Here is a 19,637-nt window from a genome sequence, read left to right on the forward strand (position 1 = left end):
GCGGCCGAGAGGCGGGCCCCGCACGGGGCCATGGCGTCAGTGCGCGATGACGGGGATCTTCACCTCGTCCTCGGCATCCTCGCCCGAACCCGAGCCGGCGACCACGCCGACGTCCGGCTTACCGGTGTTGATGAGGGCGACGGCTATCGCCGCCGAGACGGCCAGGATGCCCACGGCCCACCAGATGGCCGCCGCGTAGCCCTCGACCATGCCCTGGAGCTGGAGCAGCTTCTGCGCGCCCTGGCTCGTGGCACCGGCCGCGTGGTCGGCGATGTACGCGGTCGTGGCCGAGGCCGCGATCGTGTTCAGCAGAGCCGTACCGATGGCGCCGCCGACCTGCTGCGAGGTGTTGACCATCGCGGAGGCCACACCGGCGTCCCGCGGGTCCACGCCGTGGGTGGCGAGCGACATGGCCGGCATGAACGCCGTACCCATACCGAGGCCGAGCAGCAGCTGGGCCGGGAGGATCAGACCGGCGTACGAGGTGCCGATCTCCAGCTGCGTCAGCAGCAGCATGCCGACGGCGGCGGTCAGGAAGCCCGGACCCATCAGCCAGCGCGGGGGAACCCGCACCATCAGCCGCGTACCGATCTGGGTCGAGCCGACGATCATGCCCGCGATCATCGGGAGGAACGCGAAGCCCGTCTTGACCGGCGAGTACCCCTTCACGACCTGGAGGTAGTACGTCAGGAAGAGGAACAGGCCGAACATCGCGATGACGGCCAGACCCAGCGAGAGGTACACACCGCCGCGGTTGCGCTCCGTCAGGACGCGCAGCGGCAGCAGCGGCGACTTGACCTTCGCCTCGGTCAGGACGAACGCGGCGAGGAGCACGGCGGAGCCGACGAACATGCCGATCGTCGTGGCGTCGGACCAGCCCGCGGACTCGGCGCGGGTGAAGCCGTAGACGAGCGCGACCAGACCGAGGGTGGAGAGGACGACGCCGGGGATGTCGAGCGGCGAGCGGTTGCGGCCGTCGGCCGGCTCACGGATCACGAAGTACGCGCCGATGGCAGCGACGACCGCGAAGGGGATGTTGACGAAGAAGGTCCAGCGCCAGTCCAGGTACTCGGTGAGGAAGCCGCCGAGGATCAGGCCCACGGCGCCACCGCCACCGGCGATCGCACCGTAGATGCCGAAGGCCTTGGCGCGCTCCTTGGCGTCGGTGAACATCACCGCGAGCAGGGAGAGCGCGGCAGGCGCGAGCAGCGCGCCGAACGCGCCCTGGAGCGCGCGGGCGCCGAGCATCATCGCCTCGCCGGTCGCGGCCCCGCCGAGGGCGGAGGCGGCGGCGAAGCCGATCAGACCGACGACGAAGGTGCGCTTACGGCCCCACAGGTCGGCGATGCGCCCGCCGAAGAGCAGCAGACCGCCGAAGGCGAGGGCGTAGGCCGTGATGACCCACTGCCGGTTGCCGTCCGAGATCCCCAGGTCCTGCTGGGCGGAGGGCAGCGCGATGTTCACGATCGTCGCGTCGAGCACGACCATCAGCTGGGCGAGAGCGATGAAGACCAGGGCTTTCCAGCGCCTGGGATCGGTTTCGGACATGGGGGGAGCCACCTCTTGGTACGTAAAGGAGAAAACGGGACGTGAGGACGTGAGTACGGGGATGGAGAAGGGTCCTCGCGGGACCCGGTCGCGGGCCCGGGCTACGGGCTACGGGCTACGGGCTACGGGGCCGGACTACGGGACCGGGGTTCCGGCTACGGGGCCCGGTTTCGGGACGGTCGGCTCGGGGTGCTACTCGCAGAAGTCGCCCCGCAGATCCTCCAGAGTGGCGGCCGAGCCGGGCAGCACGGAGCGCGCGGGCGCTTCGAGGCCGTCCAGGAACAGCTGCAGATGACGGTGGACGAAGCGGTCCATGTTCAGACAGGCGGTGCCCGGGAGCGGGCGGGTCAGCTGGGACACGGCCACCATCAGGTCCCCGACACCGACATCGGTGCGGAGCCTGCCGGCCCGGTGCGCGCGGTCGACGAGGCCCTGTACGGCCGCCTCCAACCGGGTGCGCTCGGCGTGCAGTTCGGGGTGGTTCGCGTCGAAGGTGCCGTCGAGCATCGGGCACAGGGCGCCGATCCGCTCGTCGGCGGCGCCGTGGGTGAAGCGGCGGAGCGCGTCGAAGGCGTCGGCCTCCCCCGCGTCCACGGCCGCGGCCGCCTCCTCCGCCAAGCCCGAGGTGCGGGCAGTGACGGAGACGACGACCTCGTGGATGAGGTCATTGCGCTCGGGGAAGTTGCGGTAGAGCGTGGCGTTGCCGACCCCGGCGCGACGCGCGATCTCGTCCAGCGGCACCTGCGGTCCGAACTCGACGAACATCTCCCGGGCCGCCGCGACGATCCGCTCGCGGTTGCGCAGGGCGTCTGCCCGCGGGCGGGGGGCACGACGTGCGGGCGTGGCGCCGGTTTCGGTGGTCACGCCACCGCCTCCTTCTGATGATCCGGACGACTCGGACTCCGATACGGGGACCGAGTCCCCACTTCCTCGAACACAGGCTTAAACGGGGAGGGAGTCCCCGGTTATTTCCCACTCGGAATGTGATCCGGGTCACACAGTCGACGCTCCGTGGAATACCCACGATCGGGCCAACCCGGCGCGCGCCTCCGCGCCTCTCGACACAGGCTGATCGAACAGCAGCTCTGATCAGGAGAGGCGACCGATGCAGCAGACCCGTCGGCACATACGCAGACCCATCGCTCTCGCAGCGACGGCCGCCGTCGCACTCGCCGCCCTCGTCTCGGCCAGCTCCACGCTCCCCGGCCCGGCTCCCGCCTCGGCCGGCCCGGTGGCGTCCGCGCCACCGGCGGACGGCGCGGACGCCGCGGCGGCGCTCGGGCCTTGCCGGATCGCGACGACGATGGGTGTGCAGATGTCGGAGGGGATACCCACCGCCCCGGGGTACGCCCGCTCCACGGGCCGGGTCAGAGCCCTCAACCTGATGGTCGACTTCCCCGACGCGCCCGGGGAGGGCACGGCGCTCAGCCGGTACGACGAGTTCTTCCCACAGACGGCCGAATGGTTCAGCACCAGCTCGTACGGGCGCCTGCACTACCACCCCGAGGCACCGATATCCGACTGGCTGCGGATGCCGCAGCCCTTCGCCTCGTACGGGATAGAGCGCGGCTCACCGTACGAACCGGGGTACCGCGGCCTCGTCGAGGACATCGTGAAGGCCGCCGACCCGAAGGTGGACTTCAGCGCGTACGACCTGGTCAACATCCTGGTCACCCCGAACGCCGGGCCCTCGGCCCTGGACACCGTCCTGTCGGTGACCTTCTCGGGGAACGACGAGGCGCCGTACGCGGACGGCGTCCCGCTCTCGAACACGTCCTTCGTCTACAGCCGCCAGGACGACGGCTCGGGGACGTACGCCGAGACCGGCTTCCGCGTCCTGCCGCACGAGAACGGCCATGTCTTCGGCCTGCCCGACCTCTACACCGTCGACGGCGGGGGCACGGTCGGGCACTGGGACATCATGTCCGAGGACTGGGGGGCCAACAACGACCTGCTCGGCTGGCACAAGTGGAAGCTGGGCTGGCTGGACAACGACCAGATCGGCTGCTCGTCCCGGCAGGGCACCACCGAGTACCTCCTGACCCCGCTGGCCACGGTGGGCGGCCGGAAGCTGGCCTTCGTGCCGCTCTCGGACACGTCGGGGTACGCGGTCGAGGTCCGCACGCGCGAGGGCAACGACGAGGCCGTCTGCGAGCCGGGCGTCCTGATCTACCGGGTCGAGTCGGACGTCGACACCGGGCACGGCCCGGTGACCGTGGCGGACAGCGACAAGGACAGCGGCGGCTGCACGCGCCGCCCGAACGTCCACGCGGAGCTGTCGGACGCTCCGTACCGCCCGGGCGAGACCTTCACGGACCGGACGAACGGTATAAGGATCACCGTGGTGGACGAGGACCCGAAGGGCGGATACCGCGTCCGGATCACTCGCTCCTGAGGTCGGCCCGAAGCCCGGCTCAAGGCCCGTCGGGTTCGGCCTGCAGGAGCTGTTCGCGGGGCTGAAGCTGTTCCCGGGGCAGGAGCTGTTCCGTCGGCAGCTCCGGGAGGGCCTCCCGGAGCTGCCGCTTCAGCACCTTCCCGGTGGCGTTACGGGGCAGCTCGTCGTCCCGTACGACGATGTGGGCGGGCACCTTGAACGCGGCGAGGCGCGCGCCCACGTGCGCCCTCAGCTCCCCGGCGGTGACGGCCGACGACTCCTTGAGCCGTACGACCGCGGCGACCTCCTCCCCCAGGGTGGGGTGCGGTACGCCGAGGACGGCCGCGTCGAGGACCTCGGGGTGGTCATGGAGGACCGCCTCGACCTCGACGCAGTACACGTTCTCGCCGCCCCGGATCACCATGTCCTTGAGCCGGTCGACGATGGTGACGCGCCCGTCGCGCAGGTGGGCGAGGTCGCCGGTGCGGAACCACCCGTCCTCGGTGAAGGCCTCCCGGGTGGCGGCATCGTCGCCCCAGTACCCGCGGACGAGGGACTGCCCCCGCAGCCACAGCTCCCCCACGCCGGCGGCGTCGGGCCGGTCGACGCGGACCTCGGTGGCGGGCGTGGGGCGGCCGACGCTGTGCGGATGGGCGCGGTACTCGGCACCGAAGTTGGCGAACACGCCGCCGCAGGTCTCCGTGAGCCCGTACCCGTTGCGGGGCTCGACGCGCTCCCCGTACGCGGCGGCGAGCCGCGCGACGAGCTCCGGCGGGGCGGCGGCGCCTCCGGTGTTGAGCATCACGAGGCTCTCCAGCGGATCGCCGGTCTCCTCGGCGCGGTCGAGGAGCTGGAGGGCGGTGGTCGGGACACCGGCGTAGTGGGTGACGCGGTGGCGCCGGATCAGCTCCAGGGCCTTGTCGGCGTCCCACTTCCGCATGAGGACGAGGCTCCCGCCCGCGGCCATGACGGAGTAGAACGAGGTGAAGGCGGCCACGTGGAAGAAGGGGAACGTGGTGAGCGAGACGGGCGCCGGGCCCTGGCCGGGCACCGTGCCCCGGCCGAGGGCGGAGGCGGCGGCGTAGTACCGCGGATTCATAGCGGCCCCGGCCTGGGCGAGGTGGGTGGCGACGGCGCCCTTGGGGCGGCCGGTGGTGCCGGAGGTGTAGATGATCGTCGCGTCGTGCTCGGGCAGGACGTCGACGGGCGGCGGCCCGAGGACGGAGTCGGTGTCGCGCACGTACGCCTGGAAGCGGGCGCGGGTGAGCGGGGCGGGGCCTCGGGTGCCGTGGGGGTTGGCGGAATGGGGGTCGGCGGGATCGGGGTTGGCGGGATCGAGGTCGTCTGGAGGGGCGAGGTCGGCACGAGGGGCGGGGTCGGCACGAGGGGCGGGGTCGGCGGGGTCGGCGGGGTCGGCGGGGTCGGCGCCGTGGAAGACGATGCCGGGCACGTGGTGCGCCCGCGCCCAGGCCCGTACGCGCTCCTCCCGCTCTTCGTCGACGAGGAGGATGCGGGGCGCGCAGTCGTCGAGGGCGTACGCGAGTTCGTCCTCGGTCCACCAGGCGTTGAGGGGTACGGCGACGAGGCCGGCGAGCTGGGCGGCCCAGAAGGCGATCTGCCACTCGGGACGGTTCCGCATGGCGACGACGGCGCGGTCCCCCGGTCGCAGCCCGTACTGATCGACAAGGCTCCGGGCGAGACCGCAGGCGGCGTCGAAGAACTCCCGGTAGCTCAGTACCCCGCCTTCGGAGACCAGGAAGGGCCGGTCCCCGTAGGCCCAGGTGGCCTCGACGAACTCGCGCAGCGTGCGGGGGCCCTCGACGTACACCCCGTCCTCGACGGCGAAGAGCGCCCCGGGCCCGACCAGCCGATCGACGACGCCACCCACGGCGACCACCTTCCCTGAGCGCTTGCTCACCCGTTTGGACGCTATGTCCACCCTCCCACCTCGTCAACCGCCGCCGTACACCGCCGTCGGCCCGACCCCCGAGGCCCCGAGTTCTCGAGGCCCCGACCCGCGAAGCCACGAGGTTCCCGATCAGCCGCGCCACCGGTGGCGCCACCTGGCGAGCCAATGACGCACTATGGCGCGCGATGGCGCCATAGAACTTGCAATGGCGCCACGGTGGTGCCATCATTGCGTCATGGACCTCACGCCCTACGTAGACAATCTCCGCCATGAGCTCGGCGTGGCCGCCGAGGCCGGAGGCGACGAAGCACGCGCCCTGGCCGACCGGCTCACCGGTCAGCTCGAGTCGGCCGCCCGCCTGACGCTCCTCAACGCCCTGTCGGACGCGATGGACGAGGTCACCCGCGACCTGGCGCCCGGCTCGGTCGACCTGCGACTGCGCGGGCTCAACCCCGAGTTCGTCGTGACCCCGCCGCCCACCGCCGACATCTTCGAGGAGCCCGAGGCCTCGCTGCCGGTGCCGCCGCCCCCGCCGCCGCTCCCCGTGGACGTCGAGGAGGGCGCCACCTCGCGCATCAACTTCCGACCGCCGGCCCAGCTCAAGCTCCGGGTCGAGGAGGCCGCGAGCCGCGAGGGGCTCTCGGTCAACGCCTGGCTCGTCCGGGCCGTGACCGCCGCCCTCGAACCCGGCACGGCCGGCCGCACCCGCACCGGCACGACGGGCCTGGGTCCGGCCGTCGGGCAGGGCTTCACCGGCTGGGTCCGCTAAGCCGCGCCGGGGCGAGACCGGGAATCACCGCGCGCCACCGCCCCACGAGGCACCGCCCCAAGCACCCCACCCGGATACCGCCCCACCGAGGCGCCCCAAGCGCCCCAAGCGCCCCAAGCACCCCAAGCGCCCCACCGAGATATCGCCCCACCGAGGCACCTCACCCAGCGTTCACCTCCACCCAGCCAAAGGACGGCTCAGCCATGCCCACCTTCGAAACCCCCGAACCCCTCACCGCCACCGTCGAGATCGAGATCGGGCGGGCCCGGATCGTCGCGGGCAAGCGCACCGACACCGTCGTCGAGGTGATGCCGAGCGACCCCGGCGACAAGCTGGACGTGCAGGCCGCCGCCGAGACCAAGGTGACCTGCGCGGGCGGAAAGCTGCTGGTCAAGGGCCCCAAGAAGCGCTCGCTCTTCGGCAAGGTCGGGGCCGTCGACGTGACCGTCGAACTGCCCGCGGGCTCGGAACTGATCGGCAGCACGGGCCTCGGCGAGCTGATCGGCGAGGGACGGTTCGGAAACTGCCGCCTGACGACCGCCGCCGGGGACATCCAGCTGGAGGAGGCCGCCGCCGTGCGGCTGAAGACCTCGCACGGCGACATCATGGTCGACCGCACGACAGGCGAGGCCGACATCCAGGGGTCGGGCCGGGTACGGGTCGGCCGGATCGACGGAGCGGCGACCGTCAAGAACCTCAACGGCGAGACCGCGATCGGCGAGATCAGCGGCGAGCTGCGCGTGAACTCGTCCAACGGCCCCATCGGCGTCGCACGCGCCGAGTCCTCCGTCACCGCCAAGACGGCGAGCGGCGCGATCCGCCTGGACGAGGTGGTGCGCGGCCGGATCACCCTGGACTCCGCCGCGGGCGGTCTGGAGGTCGGCATCGCCGAGGGCACGGCCGCCTGGCTCGACGTACGGTCCAAGGCGGGTCGGGTACGCAACGAGCTGGGCGCGGCCGAGGGCCCGGGCCAGTCCGACGAGACCGTCGAGGTCCGGGGCCGTACGAGCGTCGGCGACATCATCATCCGCCGCGCCTGAGAGCCGGCACCTCCCGGGTGGACGCCATGCGAAGGGCGGCTTGACGGCCGGCCGCCCTTCGGCCCGCCCCGTAACGAAACCCGCCGCACCCCTGCGCCCCCTTGGGGGCTTGCGTGACACCGGCCTGCGCCCGCCCCATCGGGTCGGACGGCCCCACCGGCCCGCCGCCGGGCCCCACGATGCCGCGACGTACGTCTGTCGCCCCATCCCTTTCCCGGGGGCCTCGCCCCTGCTCGGCTCCGCCCGGCACGCGCTCAGCAGCGCCGCCCGGCCCCTCGACACGAAGCGACGCGGCGCCACCACTTTTCCATGATGGCGCCACAACAGCTCACACCTTGGCGCCAGATACACGCCCATGATGGCGGCGCCTACCCCGCACTGGTCGCGCACCTACTACCGAGCGCCACCCATGCGCCGTCAAGGCGCCATCTCGCGCTGCCCCGGCGCCGGACGACCGGCCCGCCGACCACCACGCACGCACCACGCACCTCACCTCAGCGCACCTCGCCGCAGCGCACCTCTCACCTCACCCCAGCGAACCTCGCACCTCACCTCACCCACCTCACCCCACCCCACCGACCACCACCACCACCACCACCAACCCGACGGGAGCCCACCGTGGCTACGTTCCTTTCCAGACTGGGCCGCCTCGCCTTCCGCCGCCGGGGGGTGACGGTGCTGCTCTGGCTGCTGATCTTCGGCGGCATGGGCTACGCCGCCTCGACCGCGCCGGCGCCGCCCGCCGACACGTTCTCCATGCCGGGCACCGAGTCGCAGGAGGCCTTCGACCTGTTGACCGAGAAGTTCCCGGACGCGAGCGTCGACGGCGCCAGCGCACGGGTCGTCGTCCGCGCCCCCGAGGGCTCGAAGGTCACGGCGCCCGCGCAGCGGGCCCAGGTCGAGCGCCTCGTCTCGCAGTTGGCGGTGTCGTCCCCGCAGGTGGTGGGCGTCGCCGACCCGTACACGTACCCCGATGTCACCATCAGCGCGGACGAGACGACCGCCTACATGGTGGTGACGTACAAGGTCCCCGCGATGGAGGTCGACGGCAAGGCGCACGACGCCCTGGACGCGGCGACGGAGCAGGCCCGTGAGGCGGGGCTCACCGTCGAGGCCGGCGGTGACGCCGTGAAGATCGAGCAGGCGATGGGCGGCACCGGCGAGCAGATCGGCATCCTGGTCTCCGCGATCGTCCTCGTCCTGACCTTCGGATCGGTGATCGCGGCCGGAATGCCGCTGATCACCGCGCTGATCGGCGTCGGAATCGGCATCTCGGGGATCACGGCGCTCGGCTCGACGCTGGGCCTGTCCGGTACGACGTCGACCCTCGCGATGATGATCGGCCTCGCGGTCGGCATCGACTACGCGCTCTTCATCGTGTCCCGTTTCCGCGCCGAGCGGGCCGAGGGACGCACTCCGGAGGAGGCCGCGGGACGAGCCGTCGGCACGGCGGGATCGGCCGTCGTCTTCGCCGGACTCACGGTCATCGTCGCCCTCGCCGGGCTCGCCGTGGTGGACATCCCGATGCTGACCAAGATGGGCCTCGCCGCGGCCGGCACCGTCGCGGTCGCCGTACTGGTCGCCATCACGCTGGTCCCCGCGCTCATCGGCTTCGCACCGGTCAAGGTGATGGCCCGTAAGGGACGCCTGGCGTACGCCGTCAAGCCGCTGTCGGACCGCAAGCAGCGCAGGGCCGCCAGGCACGCGGCGGAGCAGGCCCGGAAGACCAAGCCCAATCTGGGATCCCGCTGGGCGAGTTACGTCCTGCGCCACCCGGTGGCCGTGCTGCTCGTCGGCGTCGTGGGCCTGGGCACGATAGCCGTACCGGCCGCGAGCCTGGAGCTCGGTCTGCCGGGCGAGGGTCAGATGTCGACGGAGACCACACAGCGCAAGGCCTACGACCTGCTCTCGGAGTCCTTCGGTCCCGGGTTCAACGGTCCTCTTCTGGTCACGGTACAGACGAAGGACTCCAACGACCCCAAGGGCGCGAAGGCCGTCGGCGACGAGATCGGCGAGGCGCTGCTGAAGACGGACGGCGTGGCCTCGGTCTCGCCGGCCACGGCCAACAAGGCGGGCGACACCGCGATCCTCAACGTCATCCCGGAGACGGGTCCGGTGGAGAAGAAGACCGAGGAGCTGGTACGCGAACTCCGCCACACCGCGGGCGGCTTGGAGCAGAGCACGGCGTCCCGGATCCTCGTGACCGGCCAGACGGCCATGTTCATCGACTTCTCGCAGACCCTCGACGACGCGCTGTTGCCCTACCTGGGCCTGGTCGTCGGCCTCGCCTTCCTGCTCCTGATGGTGGTCTTCCGCTCCGTCCTGGTCCCGCTCAAGGCGGCGCTCGGCTTCCTGCTCTCGGTGACGGCGGCCCTCGGCGCCGTCGTGGCGGTCTTCCAATGGGGATGGCTCGCCGACGTCTTCGGCATCGACGCGCCCGGCCCGATCATGAGCACGATGCCGATCTTCATGATCGGCGTGGTCTTCGGCCTCGCGATGGACTACGAGGTCTTCCTGGTCAGCCGGATGCGTGAGTCGTACGCCCACGGAGCGCGCCCGAGCGAGGCCGTCGTCGACGGCTTCCGCCACGGCGGCCGGGTGGTCGGCGCGGCGGCGGTCATCATGATGAGCGTCTTCTCGGGCTTCATCGTCGAGGACAACGACTTCGTCAAGATGATCGGCTTCGCCCTCGCGATCGCCGTCCTGTTCGACGCCTTCGTCGTCCGTATGGCGATCGTGCCCGCGCTCTTCGCCCTGCTCGGCAGGTCCGCCTGGTGGCTGCCGAAGTGGCTGGACCGAGTCCTGCCCCGGGTGGACGTCGAGGGCGAGAAGCTCGGCCAGGCACAGATGGCGCCACACTCGCACGCAGACCGCGACCGGGAGCGTACCCTGGCCGGCTGAACGGCCTTCCCAGCCCGTCACGAGGCGTCCCCGCACCGGCTCAGGCCGAGGCGGGGGCGCCTTTTCTCTCACCACCGGGGCAGCAAACCCTGAGGCCAGAAGCCCAGACGCCAATCAAAGATGCCAATGGCGCCACCTTGGCTCGACATGGCGCCATCAATGTGTCACCATGATGGCGCAGCAAGGCGCAGACCTGGCGCCACAAGGCGCCAGGCCAGCAGCCCGAGCCAGCAGCCCCACCCCGCACCACAGACGGCCCGCACCATCCACGGCCCGCACCACAGACGCCCCGCACCATCCCTGGACTCCCCGAAAGAGAGGCCCGCTCACATGAACACCGCGACCCCAACGGCCACCAGCACGCGCACCGCGGCGATCTCCGCGATCGGCCTGCGCAAGTCGTACGGCGACAAGGTGGTGCTCGACGGCATCGACCTGCGGATCCCCGAGGGCACGATCTTCGCCCTGCTCGGCCCCAACGGGGCGGGCAAGACCACCACGGTGGAGATCCTCTCCACACTGATCACGGCCGACGGTGGCCAGGCGCGGATCGCGGGCCACGACGTGGCCGCCGACGCCCGCTCGGTCCGCGGCCTGATCGGCGTCACCGGACAGTTCGCCGCCGTCGACGGCCTGCTCACCGCCGAGGAGAACCTGCTCCTCATGGCCGACCTGCACCACCTGAACCGCGGCGAGGGCCGGCGCCGCGCGGCCGAGCTCCTGGAGCGGTTCGAGCTGACCGAGGCGGCGCGTAAGAACGTCGCCACCTTCTCGGGCGGCATGCGCCGCAAGCTCGACCTGGCAATGACGCTGGTCGGCCGGCCCCAGATCATCTTCCTGGACGAGCCGACCACGGGCCTCGACCCGCGCAGCCGCCGCGTCATGTGGGAGCTGATCCGGGACCTGGTCACGGATCAGGGCGTGACCATCTTCCTCACCACGCAGTACCTGGAGGAGGCCGACCATCTCGCCGACCGCATCGCGGTCCTCGACCACGGCAAGCTCGTCGCCGAGGGCACCGCGGAGGAGTTGAAGCGGCTGATCCCCGGCGGCCATGTCCGCCTCCAGTTCGCCGACGAGGACGAGCTCGCCTCGGCGGCCACGATCTTCGGCATCGCCACCCGCGACAACGAGTCGCTCACCCTGCAGATCCCCAGCGACGGCTCGGTCACCAACCTCCGCGCCATCCTCGACACCCTGGACGGCACCGGGCTGCGGGCCGAGTCGCTCACCGTGCACACCCCCGACCTCGACGACGTCTTCCTCACCCTCACGGGCAGGCAGAACGCCACCACCACGCAGAAGGAGTCGACCCGATGAGCACCGCCACCCTCACCCCGGCCAAGCCCGCCAAGGCCACCCGCTCGTACGCCCTGCGCGACTCCATGACGATGCTGCGCCGCAACATCAAGCACATGCAGCGCTACCCGTCGATGACGATCTCGATCCTCGTGATGCCGCTGCTGATGCTGCTGCTCTTCGTGTACGTCTTCGGCGGCGCGCTCGGCATGGGCATCGGGGCGGGCAAGGACCGCGGCGACTACATCAACTACCTGGTGCCCGGCATCATCCTGATGGCCGCGACCTCGGGGGCCGTCGCGACGGCCGTCTCGGTCTGCACCGACATGACGGAGGGCATCGTCAACCGCTTCCGTACGATGTCGATCTCCCGCGGCTCCATCCTCACGGGCCATGTCCTCGGCAGCGTCATCCAGGTCACGGCTGTCCTGGCCCTCGTCACGGGCGTCTCCCTCGCGATCGGCTTCCGCCCGAACGCCTCCCTGATCGAGTGGCTGGCCGCGCTGGGTCTGCTCGTCTTCCTGGCCTTCGGCATGGCGTGGCTGTCCGCCGCGATGGGCATGGGCGCCAAGACGGTCGAGTCCGCGAGCAACGGCCCGCTGCCCCTGACCTTCCTGCCCTTCCTCGGCAGCGCGGTCGTCACCCCGGACTCGATGCCGACGGCGCTGCGCTGGTTCGCCGAGTACCAGCCCTTCACCCCGATCAACGAGACCCTGCGCGGCCTGTTCCTCGGCACTCCGATCGGCAACGACGGCTGGATCGCCCTGGCCTGGTGCACGGCCCTCGCCCTGATCGGCTACCTCTGGTCCCGCGCGGTCTTCAACCGCGAGGTCACCCGCTGACCCGAAGGGCCCCAGCGAATCACCACCCCCGTCCGCTAGGCTGTCCCCGGTACCTCTCCTGGTCATCCCCCAGGAGAGCCCGGGACCACGCCACGACGAGGACCCGAGCACCACGCCTTCGTAGCTCAGGGGATAGAGCACCGCTCTCCTAAAGCGGGTGTCGCAGGTTCGAATCCTGCCGGGGGCACAAGGGAAAACGGCCCGGAGCGATCATGCTCCGGGCCATTTGACTGCACCATCTGACGGCAACCGGGTCATGCACCCGGACGCTGGCGCCTCAGCATCCGGTCCATGTGGCTGATCGCTTCCCGCTTCGTGTCGTCCACAACGTGTGTGTAGACCTCCATCGTGATGCTGATCTGGCTGTGGCCGAGGATCTCCATGATGACCCGGGGAGCGACGCCGGCGGCGGTCAGCAGCGTGGCGCACCCGTGGCGGGCATCGTGCAGCCGGACCACACGGAGTCCGGCGTCGGCCGCGACGCGGGTGAACGCTCGGTAGACGTTCCTCGGCTCCACCGTCCGGCCGTTCCTGGTGGCGAAGACGGGACCGTCCTCGGACCAGGTGACGCCGGTCGCGTCGAACATCTGGCGCTGCTTGAGCCGGTGCCACCGGAGCGGGGCGATACACAGGGCGGGCAGCGGGACGACCCGTTGACGGCGGCTCTTGGGATCATCCTGGTAGAGCTTCCCGCGACGGCGCTGAGTCTGCTGCCGTACGTGCAACACCCGGTTATCCAGGTCGAGATCCGACCACCTGAGCCCAACCAGCTCTCCCCTTTCTCTCCATCATCAAGTGCGGCTCGCTCCGCTCCCCGCGCGCGGCCCGGCCCCCGGCCGGGCCTGCGCTCCAGTCTCCGCCCCGCTCCAGCCCGGCCGGCAACCGGGCCGCGCACAGTGGTACGCCGTAGCCCGGGCCGGACGCGCCTGCCCGAGTTACAAAGCAACGTACGGCGCACGATCATGCTCGGCCCCAGAGCGGGCGGACCACGGGCCAAACCCGCTGCGCCTATGAAGCTTCAGCGATGAGTTTGGCAGAGGGGCTACTACGGCGATAGCCCCTAACCGCACACTTAGCCACAGCAGAGTAAGGCGCGTCCTCCTTCTTCATCCTCCTAAGAGCATTAATCGAGTCGTGGAAAATACTTCGCGCCATGACGTTTTGCGTCTCTTTGTAGGCCACAAGCGCCTCGTCCGCCCGATCGCACATCTGAAGCACCTCCAGGAAGATACGCTTCCGTGCTTCGATAAGCCTTACATGATCTAGATGATACAGAGCACGCGATACAGCTACACGGTCAGGTACGTTCTCTTCCAATGCTTCCGCGTCGGGATTCACGTTCACTTGGCCCGTCTCATCAAACCAGAGGGCTGTGACGTCGAACTGATCGCACGGATCGAGGAGCATCGGAATTTCGACGGATATTGAAATTAAGTGGCTGTCTGCTCTGCGAGAGCCCGCAGCCAAGGGAAAGAAGTCAGCCTTACCTCCAGTTGTCCCACCCTCCCCATGGCGCCGACTATTGCAGTAAGTGCAGGCGAATCTATAGTTTCGGACATCAAAGGCCAGCCACCAGTACCCTTCCTTACTCGCACCGGAAACTCTTCCCTTCGGCCTGAAATGGTCAACCGCATTATCTGACCTGATATCGGCCGACTCGCAATACCAGCACTTCTGGTGCCCAACGGCCGCCAAGACTCCCTTGATGCTGCGCCAAAGTTCCTGATTATCGTCGATAATCTTCTTCCTTGCCGCTGCCCCATCGGCTTCCCGCAACTCATCGGTCACGCTCTTCGCCTTAGCCTTCCACCCTTCTGGAAGGCGGGCGATAACTTCCTGCCGATCAATGAAAATCAAGAACCGCCCCCGACAGTACTAGTCTTCCTGCTCTTCGATCTCATTCAATAGCGCCACAGCGTCTTCGAAGTTCTCCTCGACCTGCTCTCGCGTAAAAGCAAGAGGATGCTGTGTCGTTTGACTCGCCGACTTGGCTTTCAGATAGGCCTGAAACTCCGGATCTCTGTCTTCCATCAAAAGACCGAGATGCCTAAGTTCATTCCCGAGCTGGTTGAGCCTGTCCTGTTCCTCCGGAGTCAATTGGTCGTCAGGACGAGCGGACAGCAGTCGCTTTTCATCTAGCTTGTCGAGCGTCTCGAGGTCGAGTTGGGACCTCAATCCGTAAACGTCACTCGTTAGGAGCGCGCCAACCCCCATCCCCTGAGGGTCCTCCAACGGCTCGACAGCTGTTATGCGACCGTCGCCATGGCGCTCAAGAATGCGGACATCCTGTCTAAGGAGGCCGGCTACAACGAGCGGGTCATGCGTCGCCATCAGGACCTGACAACCGTCGTCAAGCCCACCAAACTCCCCCAGGAACTTCCGGTATTGCACGCTCCAGGCCGGGTTTAGGTGTGTGTCAGGCTCATCCAGAAGAAACAGGGACTCTTCCTCGCGCGTGAATCTCATCAATCCCAGGACAAGAAGAAGCTGCTGCTCCCCCTCGCTCAACTCCCGGAACGTGAGAGGAGAAGACGACCTAGAGGTTCTAACCCTGATGCGTACGTCATGAATGAGTTCAGAGATGTAAGTGCTTTCGAGAGCCTTGAAGAAGTCCCCATTGCTCGCGTATCCGGCCCTAAGCTCTTTGGCTTCCGAGAGGCTCTCAAGGTAAAGGTAGAGGTGCTCCGTTTGCGAAGATCGGGCCAACCCCGTTCTTATCTTGCGTTCCAGCCTCATTGGCGCTAGCGAGAGACGGTAGAGGCGATCGAGTAATGCTCTAACCGTGCCGCGCGCGTTCCAAAAACGTTCATCGCCGTTTTTGCCGGGCCATGAGGGCTTCTGCATTTCAAAAAGCACAGAGTCCAGGCCCTCGATACCCAGATGGTCACGCAGCAACCGCAGAACTACAGGATCCTCATCCAAAAAGAAGGCTAGGAGAACGAAGTTCGAGTGTACATTGCGCGCATAGAAAAGAGGCCGCAAGGGCCTTTCGATGCCGTCGATGAGATCCTTGTAGAAGCGCTCCTGATGAGGAATGAAATGCTCTTCAAGACGATTGCTCGGGCCAGAATAGTAGCCGAACACATGCTGGGGACGATACTCTCGACCGTCCTTTCCTGAAAATTTTGTGAAACTCATCGAGCGGCCGTTCACATGGCATTTGACACTGTGCCCAGTTCGCGACCGCTCCGAGGAGATGGAAACCGCACTTCCTTTGATCAGATAATCCAACTCGAACACGAAATCGGGCCGCCGCCCAAGGTCGATGTCACGAAAGATTATCGTCAAAGCTTCAAGAAGGTTGGACTTTCCGCTGCCATTACGACCCACCAGTACGGAAACAGCGGCATTTTCGTCAAGGTGGATCTCGAAGTCCTGCAGATTCTTGAACGACTCTACTTTCACACGTGTGATGCGCATCTATTCTGCCACCGAAATCTTGACATCCGTGTCGTTCGGTCGTGCTACTTCGAGCCGACGCAACTGCTTCAGCTCACGCAACGCAGCGTAGAAGCTATCAACAGCACTATCAGCAAGGGAAAGCTGCCGGAATAGGTGCTCTGGGTCCAGAGGACCCGAAGCCTCCTGCAGCACAGCTAGAATCTCTTCCGGAGTGGTGCTGGATTTGAGACTAATGCGCGTACTCCCATTCTTGCTGGATTGCCGCCGCGATCTAGAAGCAGGCTTGTTGCGCTGCTTTGCAGCCGTTTCCTTTACTTGGGTCAAGATGAGTGAAGACAATGACTCACTCTCGTCGCCCGCTGTCCGCCGCGTAATCCACCTGGCCATCTCTCCGAAAGCACAGGATCCCGTGAATTCGCGCTCCAGTCCTTGGAGCCGGCCGGTGGCGCTTTGCGCATCCCTGAGGACACTCTGGTGGGCCGCGGTCACCTCATTCAAGGCCTCGGCGATCTGGCGCTGAGTACTCAGATCCCGTACTGGCACAGGCAACTGCCTAACATCCCGAAGATTCAACCCAGGCATATCAATACCGCGCAGTCGACTTCGCAACCATCCCTGTGCTGCCGAGCTTGATAGCCAATGCGCTAGGTAGTCACTATCCACATGCGCGCTCGGTCTTATCCGGGCAGTTCCCTGTGTGATATTTGCCCCGCTCAGCTCCTGCGGTACTACGGCAACACGTAGGCTGCGGATGATGCCGAGTAGCACATCACCCGGCAGCAACGATGACCTCTCATATCGCTGAGCAATCGATTGTGATGTCTTCCTGAGCTGATCTTGCAAAATGAAACCGTCTTGCAAGTCCTGGCCGCGAACATACGGAATACCGGAACCGTCATCGATGTCAGGCCCGGGTTGAAGAATCCCATAGACAATGGGTGAATCTTCAGCAACAACGTCTGCCGCTTGTCGCCAAGTTACTTGCGCTTTCGGATCTACCTCGCCAGGCTCTCCAAGTTCCGCTCCCTCCAAGATTAGGAGGTCTCTTGCTTTTCCCGGAAGCCCGATTGCTCTGTCAATGATGTTGCTCATCGCCGTGAGAGCGTCATCGATGGAACTCTGTATGTCGCGGGCGCAATCAACGATTGCCTCTTGGGTGATCCGAGGAGGCAGCGGGAAAGGCAACTCCTGGAAGCGCCGAAGTCCGAGGTGAGCAATATTGGTAGTAGCCTTGGCGATCTCCGCAAAAACACCTGCGTGCTGATACGCCCTGAATACCAGAAGTGCAAATTCCGGCAGAATCTCACGGTGAGCACGGAACCTGATAAGCGTGTTCTGGAAGTACAGCTCATCAGGTTCGGATCGATACATCGCCGCTCGCCCCACCAGCTCACGACTCTGCCCCTCACATAGGAGGATGTCTCCGTCTACAAGCCTGTACTTCTCTCTGGCCGCAGAGTCGAAGCTCATTTCTGCTAGATCCTGTAGATCTAGCGCATCATCGCGAACGTTCGCAACACGGAGATAATGCCTCAGGTCATCTGCTGGGCCACTTGTAGTCTCTGGTGAGCGTTGCTGGCCAACCAGAGTCTCGCCGGCTTCCTTCACCAGGCAGAAGCGCCATGCCTCGGGGAAAGCATCTGGAATTATCATCGTCCGAGCGCCTCCCCTTCGCGGTCCTGAAAGTGACGCGTAAGGATCTTCTCAATTTCAGAGATTCCAGACAAGGCACTATCGAGTTCCTCACGCAGGCTTCTGGTGTCATCGAGGAGATCAACGATACTGCTTGAACCTATCGGCCTGTCGGTAGACCTCACATGAGCGAAATCCAGACGATCGCCGCCCGCTGTGAGTTCTTCCCGGGTTAGACGCTTGAACCGGTCCGTCTCAATGCGAGGGCTCCTTCCGAACGGATCGGAGCCATAGGCTGAGACAAACTCGTTCAGGTCGCTAGCCAGTAGCTGCCTTCTCTTACCGAAGCTCGTCTGACCGGAACGCAAGTCATAGAACCAGGTTTCTTCGGTGGTGCCATCAGCGCAAAAAAATAGCACTGAAGTCTTGACGCCAGTGGCATAAAAGATGCCTGTCGGCAGACTCAGAATGGTGTGGACTCTGTTGCTTTCCAGCAGCTTGGTCCGTACAGCGGCGGCCGTCCCGCCCTCGAACAGGACGTTGTCAGGTACGACAATCGCAGCACGCCCTCCCTCAGAAAGGTTCTGGTATACATGCTGCAAGAACGCCAACTGTTTGTTCGAGGTTTGGTACTCGAGCCTCTCATTCTGCTCTGCGGTTAGAGCACCCTTTGCGCCAAAGGGTGGATTCGTGAGGATGACCGAGTAGCCGTTCTCGTCCACATCCTGATGCAAAGCATCCCCGAGAATTATCTTACCCTCGAGTCCGTGCAGCAGAAGGTTCATTAGCGCCATACGCTGCACATCCCGGACCAACTCGATGCCAACCAATTTGGGAGGCGAAGTGTGGCCGGTCGCGGCGCCCAAGCCTGCGGCTACTAGGAAGCCACCAGTACCTGCGGCAGGATCGTATACCACGTCATCATTATCTGGCGCGGTTACTTGAACAAGCGCCTCGACCACTGGTCGAGGTGTGAAGTACTGGCCAGCACCATAACGAGACTCCTGTGCGTTTTTTTGAATCAGCCCTTCGTAGACATCACCAAGGCCATTTTGTCGCGCTCGATACCAATCAATATCCTCGATGCCCTGAACTAGCTGCATGAGGGATTCGCCGGAATTGATGCCGGTCTTCGAATCTGCAAAGATGGTTTGGACGACTTCATCATCTGCGGCACCGAGATTATGCAGGATTTCGGCGTACCGAGAAAGAATACCGTCCGGTGAACTTTCACTAAGTTCGCCCCAACGGCAGTCGCCCGGGATCCTGTTTTCCATATCAAGTTCCTGGGCGAGCTTGAGAAAAAGCAAATATGTAAGTTCGTTCAAATACTCGTGGTAGGTCACACCTTCATTTCTCAGCACTCCGCACAGAGCCCAAAGCCTCCGGGTCACATCCGAAGTGTCCTGCATAGTCGCATCCTTAGGTTGGTGGTGGCCTAGCCTACCTAGGAGTATCCACTCCGTGGGCAACTGACGTTGAGATCGGTGTATCGCCTTGCACGTGGGCTCTGTGCGCGGGTTCGCATCCTGCCGGGGGGGCTCTGGCTGGAGTGACTAGTGCCCCCGCGACCATCCCGCTTGGCTGGTCGCGGGGTCCGGTTGTCTGTGTGGCGGCCGTCGTCTGCATGATGCTCTGCTGTGGCCTGCCTCGCCCTCGGCGCCCATCTACAAGCAGATGACCTTCGTGCCAGCCAGCCTGGAGGCTTCGGACCAAGGCAGACGTCTGTCCGAGCTGACATCCAGGCAGGGGCAGGGCGCACCTGACTGAGCAATGTCCCACGTGACAACGCCCATTGAATATCAGCGAACATGCTTGAACGCTAACCTCGATCTTTCGCGACGGTCCGCCGGCGGAGTCGGTGGACCGTTTCGCGTTCTGTGCCTGATGGCCGACAAACCGAGGGCCCGGCTGTCGCGTC

The 19,637-nt window shown here is 66.4% G+C and carries 13 protein-coding genes, 1 tRNA gene and 1 pseudogene; 7 read left to right on the forward strand and 8 right to left on the reverse strand.

The features are described from left to right. Window positions 1-36 precede the first annotated feature (36 nt). Both ACFUJR_RS18265 and ACFUJR_RS18270 read right to left on the reverse strand, forming a co-directional pair. Window positions 37-1,548, reverse strand: a complete 1,512-nt coding sequence (locus tag ACFUJR_RS18265) for an MFS transporter (RefSeq protein WP_383164240.1) — start codon at window positions 1,546-1,548, stop codon at window positions 37-39. Window positions 1,549-1,740: 192 nt separating this feature from the next. After that, window positions 1,741-2,412, reverse strand: a complete 672-nt coding sequence (locus ACFUJR_RS18270) for a TetR/AcrR family transcriptional regulator (protein WP_383164237.1) — start codon at window positions 2,410-2,412, stop codon at window positions 1,741-1,743. 241 nt (window positions 2,413-2,653) lie between these two features. Between ACFUJR_RS18270 and ACFUJR_RS18275 the strand changes: the two genes are divergently transcribed. After that, the gene (locus ACFUJR_RS18275) at window positions 2,654-3,943 is read left to right on the forward strand and encodes a M6 family metalloprotease domain-containing protein (protein ID WP_383164234.1); all 1,290 of its coding nucleotides are present in this window, start codon (window positions 2,654-2,656) and stop codon (window positions 3,941-3,943) included. Window positions 3,944-3,962: 19 nt separating this feature from the next. On the opposite strand, the gene ACFUJR_RS18280 is transcribed toward ACFUJR_RS18275, so the two are convergent. After that, window positions 3,963-5,840 carry a class I adenylate-forming enzyme family protein gene (locus ACFUJR_RS18280; RefSeq protein ID WP_383164231.1) on the reverse strand — a complete coding sequence of 626 codons (1,878 nt, stop codon included), beginning with the start codon at window positions 5,838-5,840 and terminating at the stop codon, window positions 3,963-3,965. A 226-nt stretch (window positions 5,841-6,066) separates the two neighbouring features. Here ACFUJR_RS18280 and ACFUJR_RS18285 point away from each other — a divergent pair, with 226 nt between their 5' ends. From ACFUJR_RS18285 to ACFUJR_RS18310, 6 genes are all read left to right on the forward strand, one after another. Beyond that, window positions 6,067-6,600, forward strand: coding sequence for a hypothetical protein (locus ACFUJR_RS18285; protein ID WP_383164228.1), 534 nt, complete (start codon window positions 6,067-6,069; stop codon window positions 6,598-6,600). A gap of 203 nt (window positions 6,601-6,803) precedes the next feature. Next, window positions 6,804-7,640: a DUF4097 domain-containing protein gene (locus ACFUJR_RS18290; protein WP_383164225.1), complete on the forward strand. Its 837-nt coding sequence runs from the start codon at window positions 6,804-6,806 to the stop codon at window positions 7,638-7,640. Between the two features lie 618 nt (window positions 7,641-8,258). Then, window positions 8,259-10,541 carry an MMPL family transporter gene (locus tag ACFUJR_RS18295; RefSeq protein WP_383164223.1) on the forward strand — a complete coding sequence of 761 codons (2,283 nt, stop codon included), beginning with the start codon at window positions 8,259-8,261 and terminating at the stop codon, window positions 10,539-10,541. 330 nt (window positions 10,542-10,871) lie between these two features. Next, on the forward strand, window positions 10,872-11,861 hold the full coding sequence (locus ACFUJR_RS18300; RefSeq protein WP_383164220.1) for an ATP-binding cassette domain-containing protein: 990 nt from the start codon (window positions 10,872-10,874) through the stop codon (window positions 11,859-11,861). Further along, a complete protein-coding gene (locus ACFUJR_RS18305) occupies window positions 11,858-12,682 on the forward strand; it encodes an ABC transporter permease (protein ID WP_383164217.1) in 825 nt (274 codons plus the stop codon). Before ACFUJR_RS18300 ends, ACFUJR_RS18305 begins: the two co-directional genes overlap by 4 nt. Before the next feature lie 114 nt (window positions 12,683-12,796). Beyond that, a tRNA-Arg gene (locus ACFUJR_RS18310) sits at window positions 12,797-12,869 on the forward strand. A 67-nt stretch (window positions 12,870-12,936) separates the two neighbouring features. Here the strand turns inward: ACFUJR_RS18310 and ACFUJR_RS18315 are convergent. From ACFUJR_RS18315 to ACFUJR_RS18335, 5 genes and pseudogenes are all read right to left on the reverse strand, one after another. Then, a pseudogene (locus tag ACFUJR_RS18315) lies at window positions 12,937-13,461 on the reverse strand (tyrosine-type recombinase/integrase); the annotation flags it as partial. Window positions 13,462-13,690: 229 nt separating this feature from the next. Continuing rightward, window positions 13,691-14,470, reverse strand: coding sequence for a hypothetical protein (locus ACFUJR_RS18320; protein ID WP_383164214.1), 780 nt, complete (start codon window positions 14,468-14,470; stop codon window positions 13,691-13,693). Between the two features lie 87 nt (window positions 14,471-14,557). Then, window positions 14,558-16,102, reverse strand: a complete 1,545-nt coding sequence (locus tag ACFUJR_RS18325; RefSeq protein ID WP_383164211.1) for an AAA family ATPase — start codon at window positions 16,100-16,102, stop codon at window positions 14,558-14,560. After that, a complete protein-coding gene (locus tag ACFUJR_RS18330) occupies window positions 16,103-17,554 on the reverse strand; it encodes a hypothetical protein (RefSeq protein WP_383164208.1) in 1,452 nt (483 codons plus the stop codon). 179 nt (window positions 17,555-17,733) lie between these two features. Further along, window positions 17,734-19,128, reverse strand: coding sequence for an N-6 DNA methylase (locus ACFUJR_RS18335; protein ID WP_383450535.1), 1,395 nt, complete (start codon window positions 19,126-19,128; stop codon window positions 17,734-17,736). Window positions 19,129-19,637: the final 509 nt, after the last annotated feature.

This window comes from Streptomyces sp. NPDC057271 (assembly GCF_042668715.1).
In the GTDB taxonomy this organism is placed as follows: domain Bacteria; phylum Actinomycetota; class Actinomycetes; order Streptomycetales; family Streptomycetaceae; genus Streptomyces.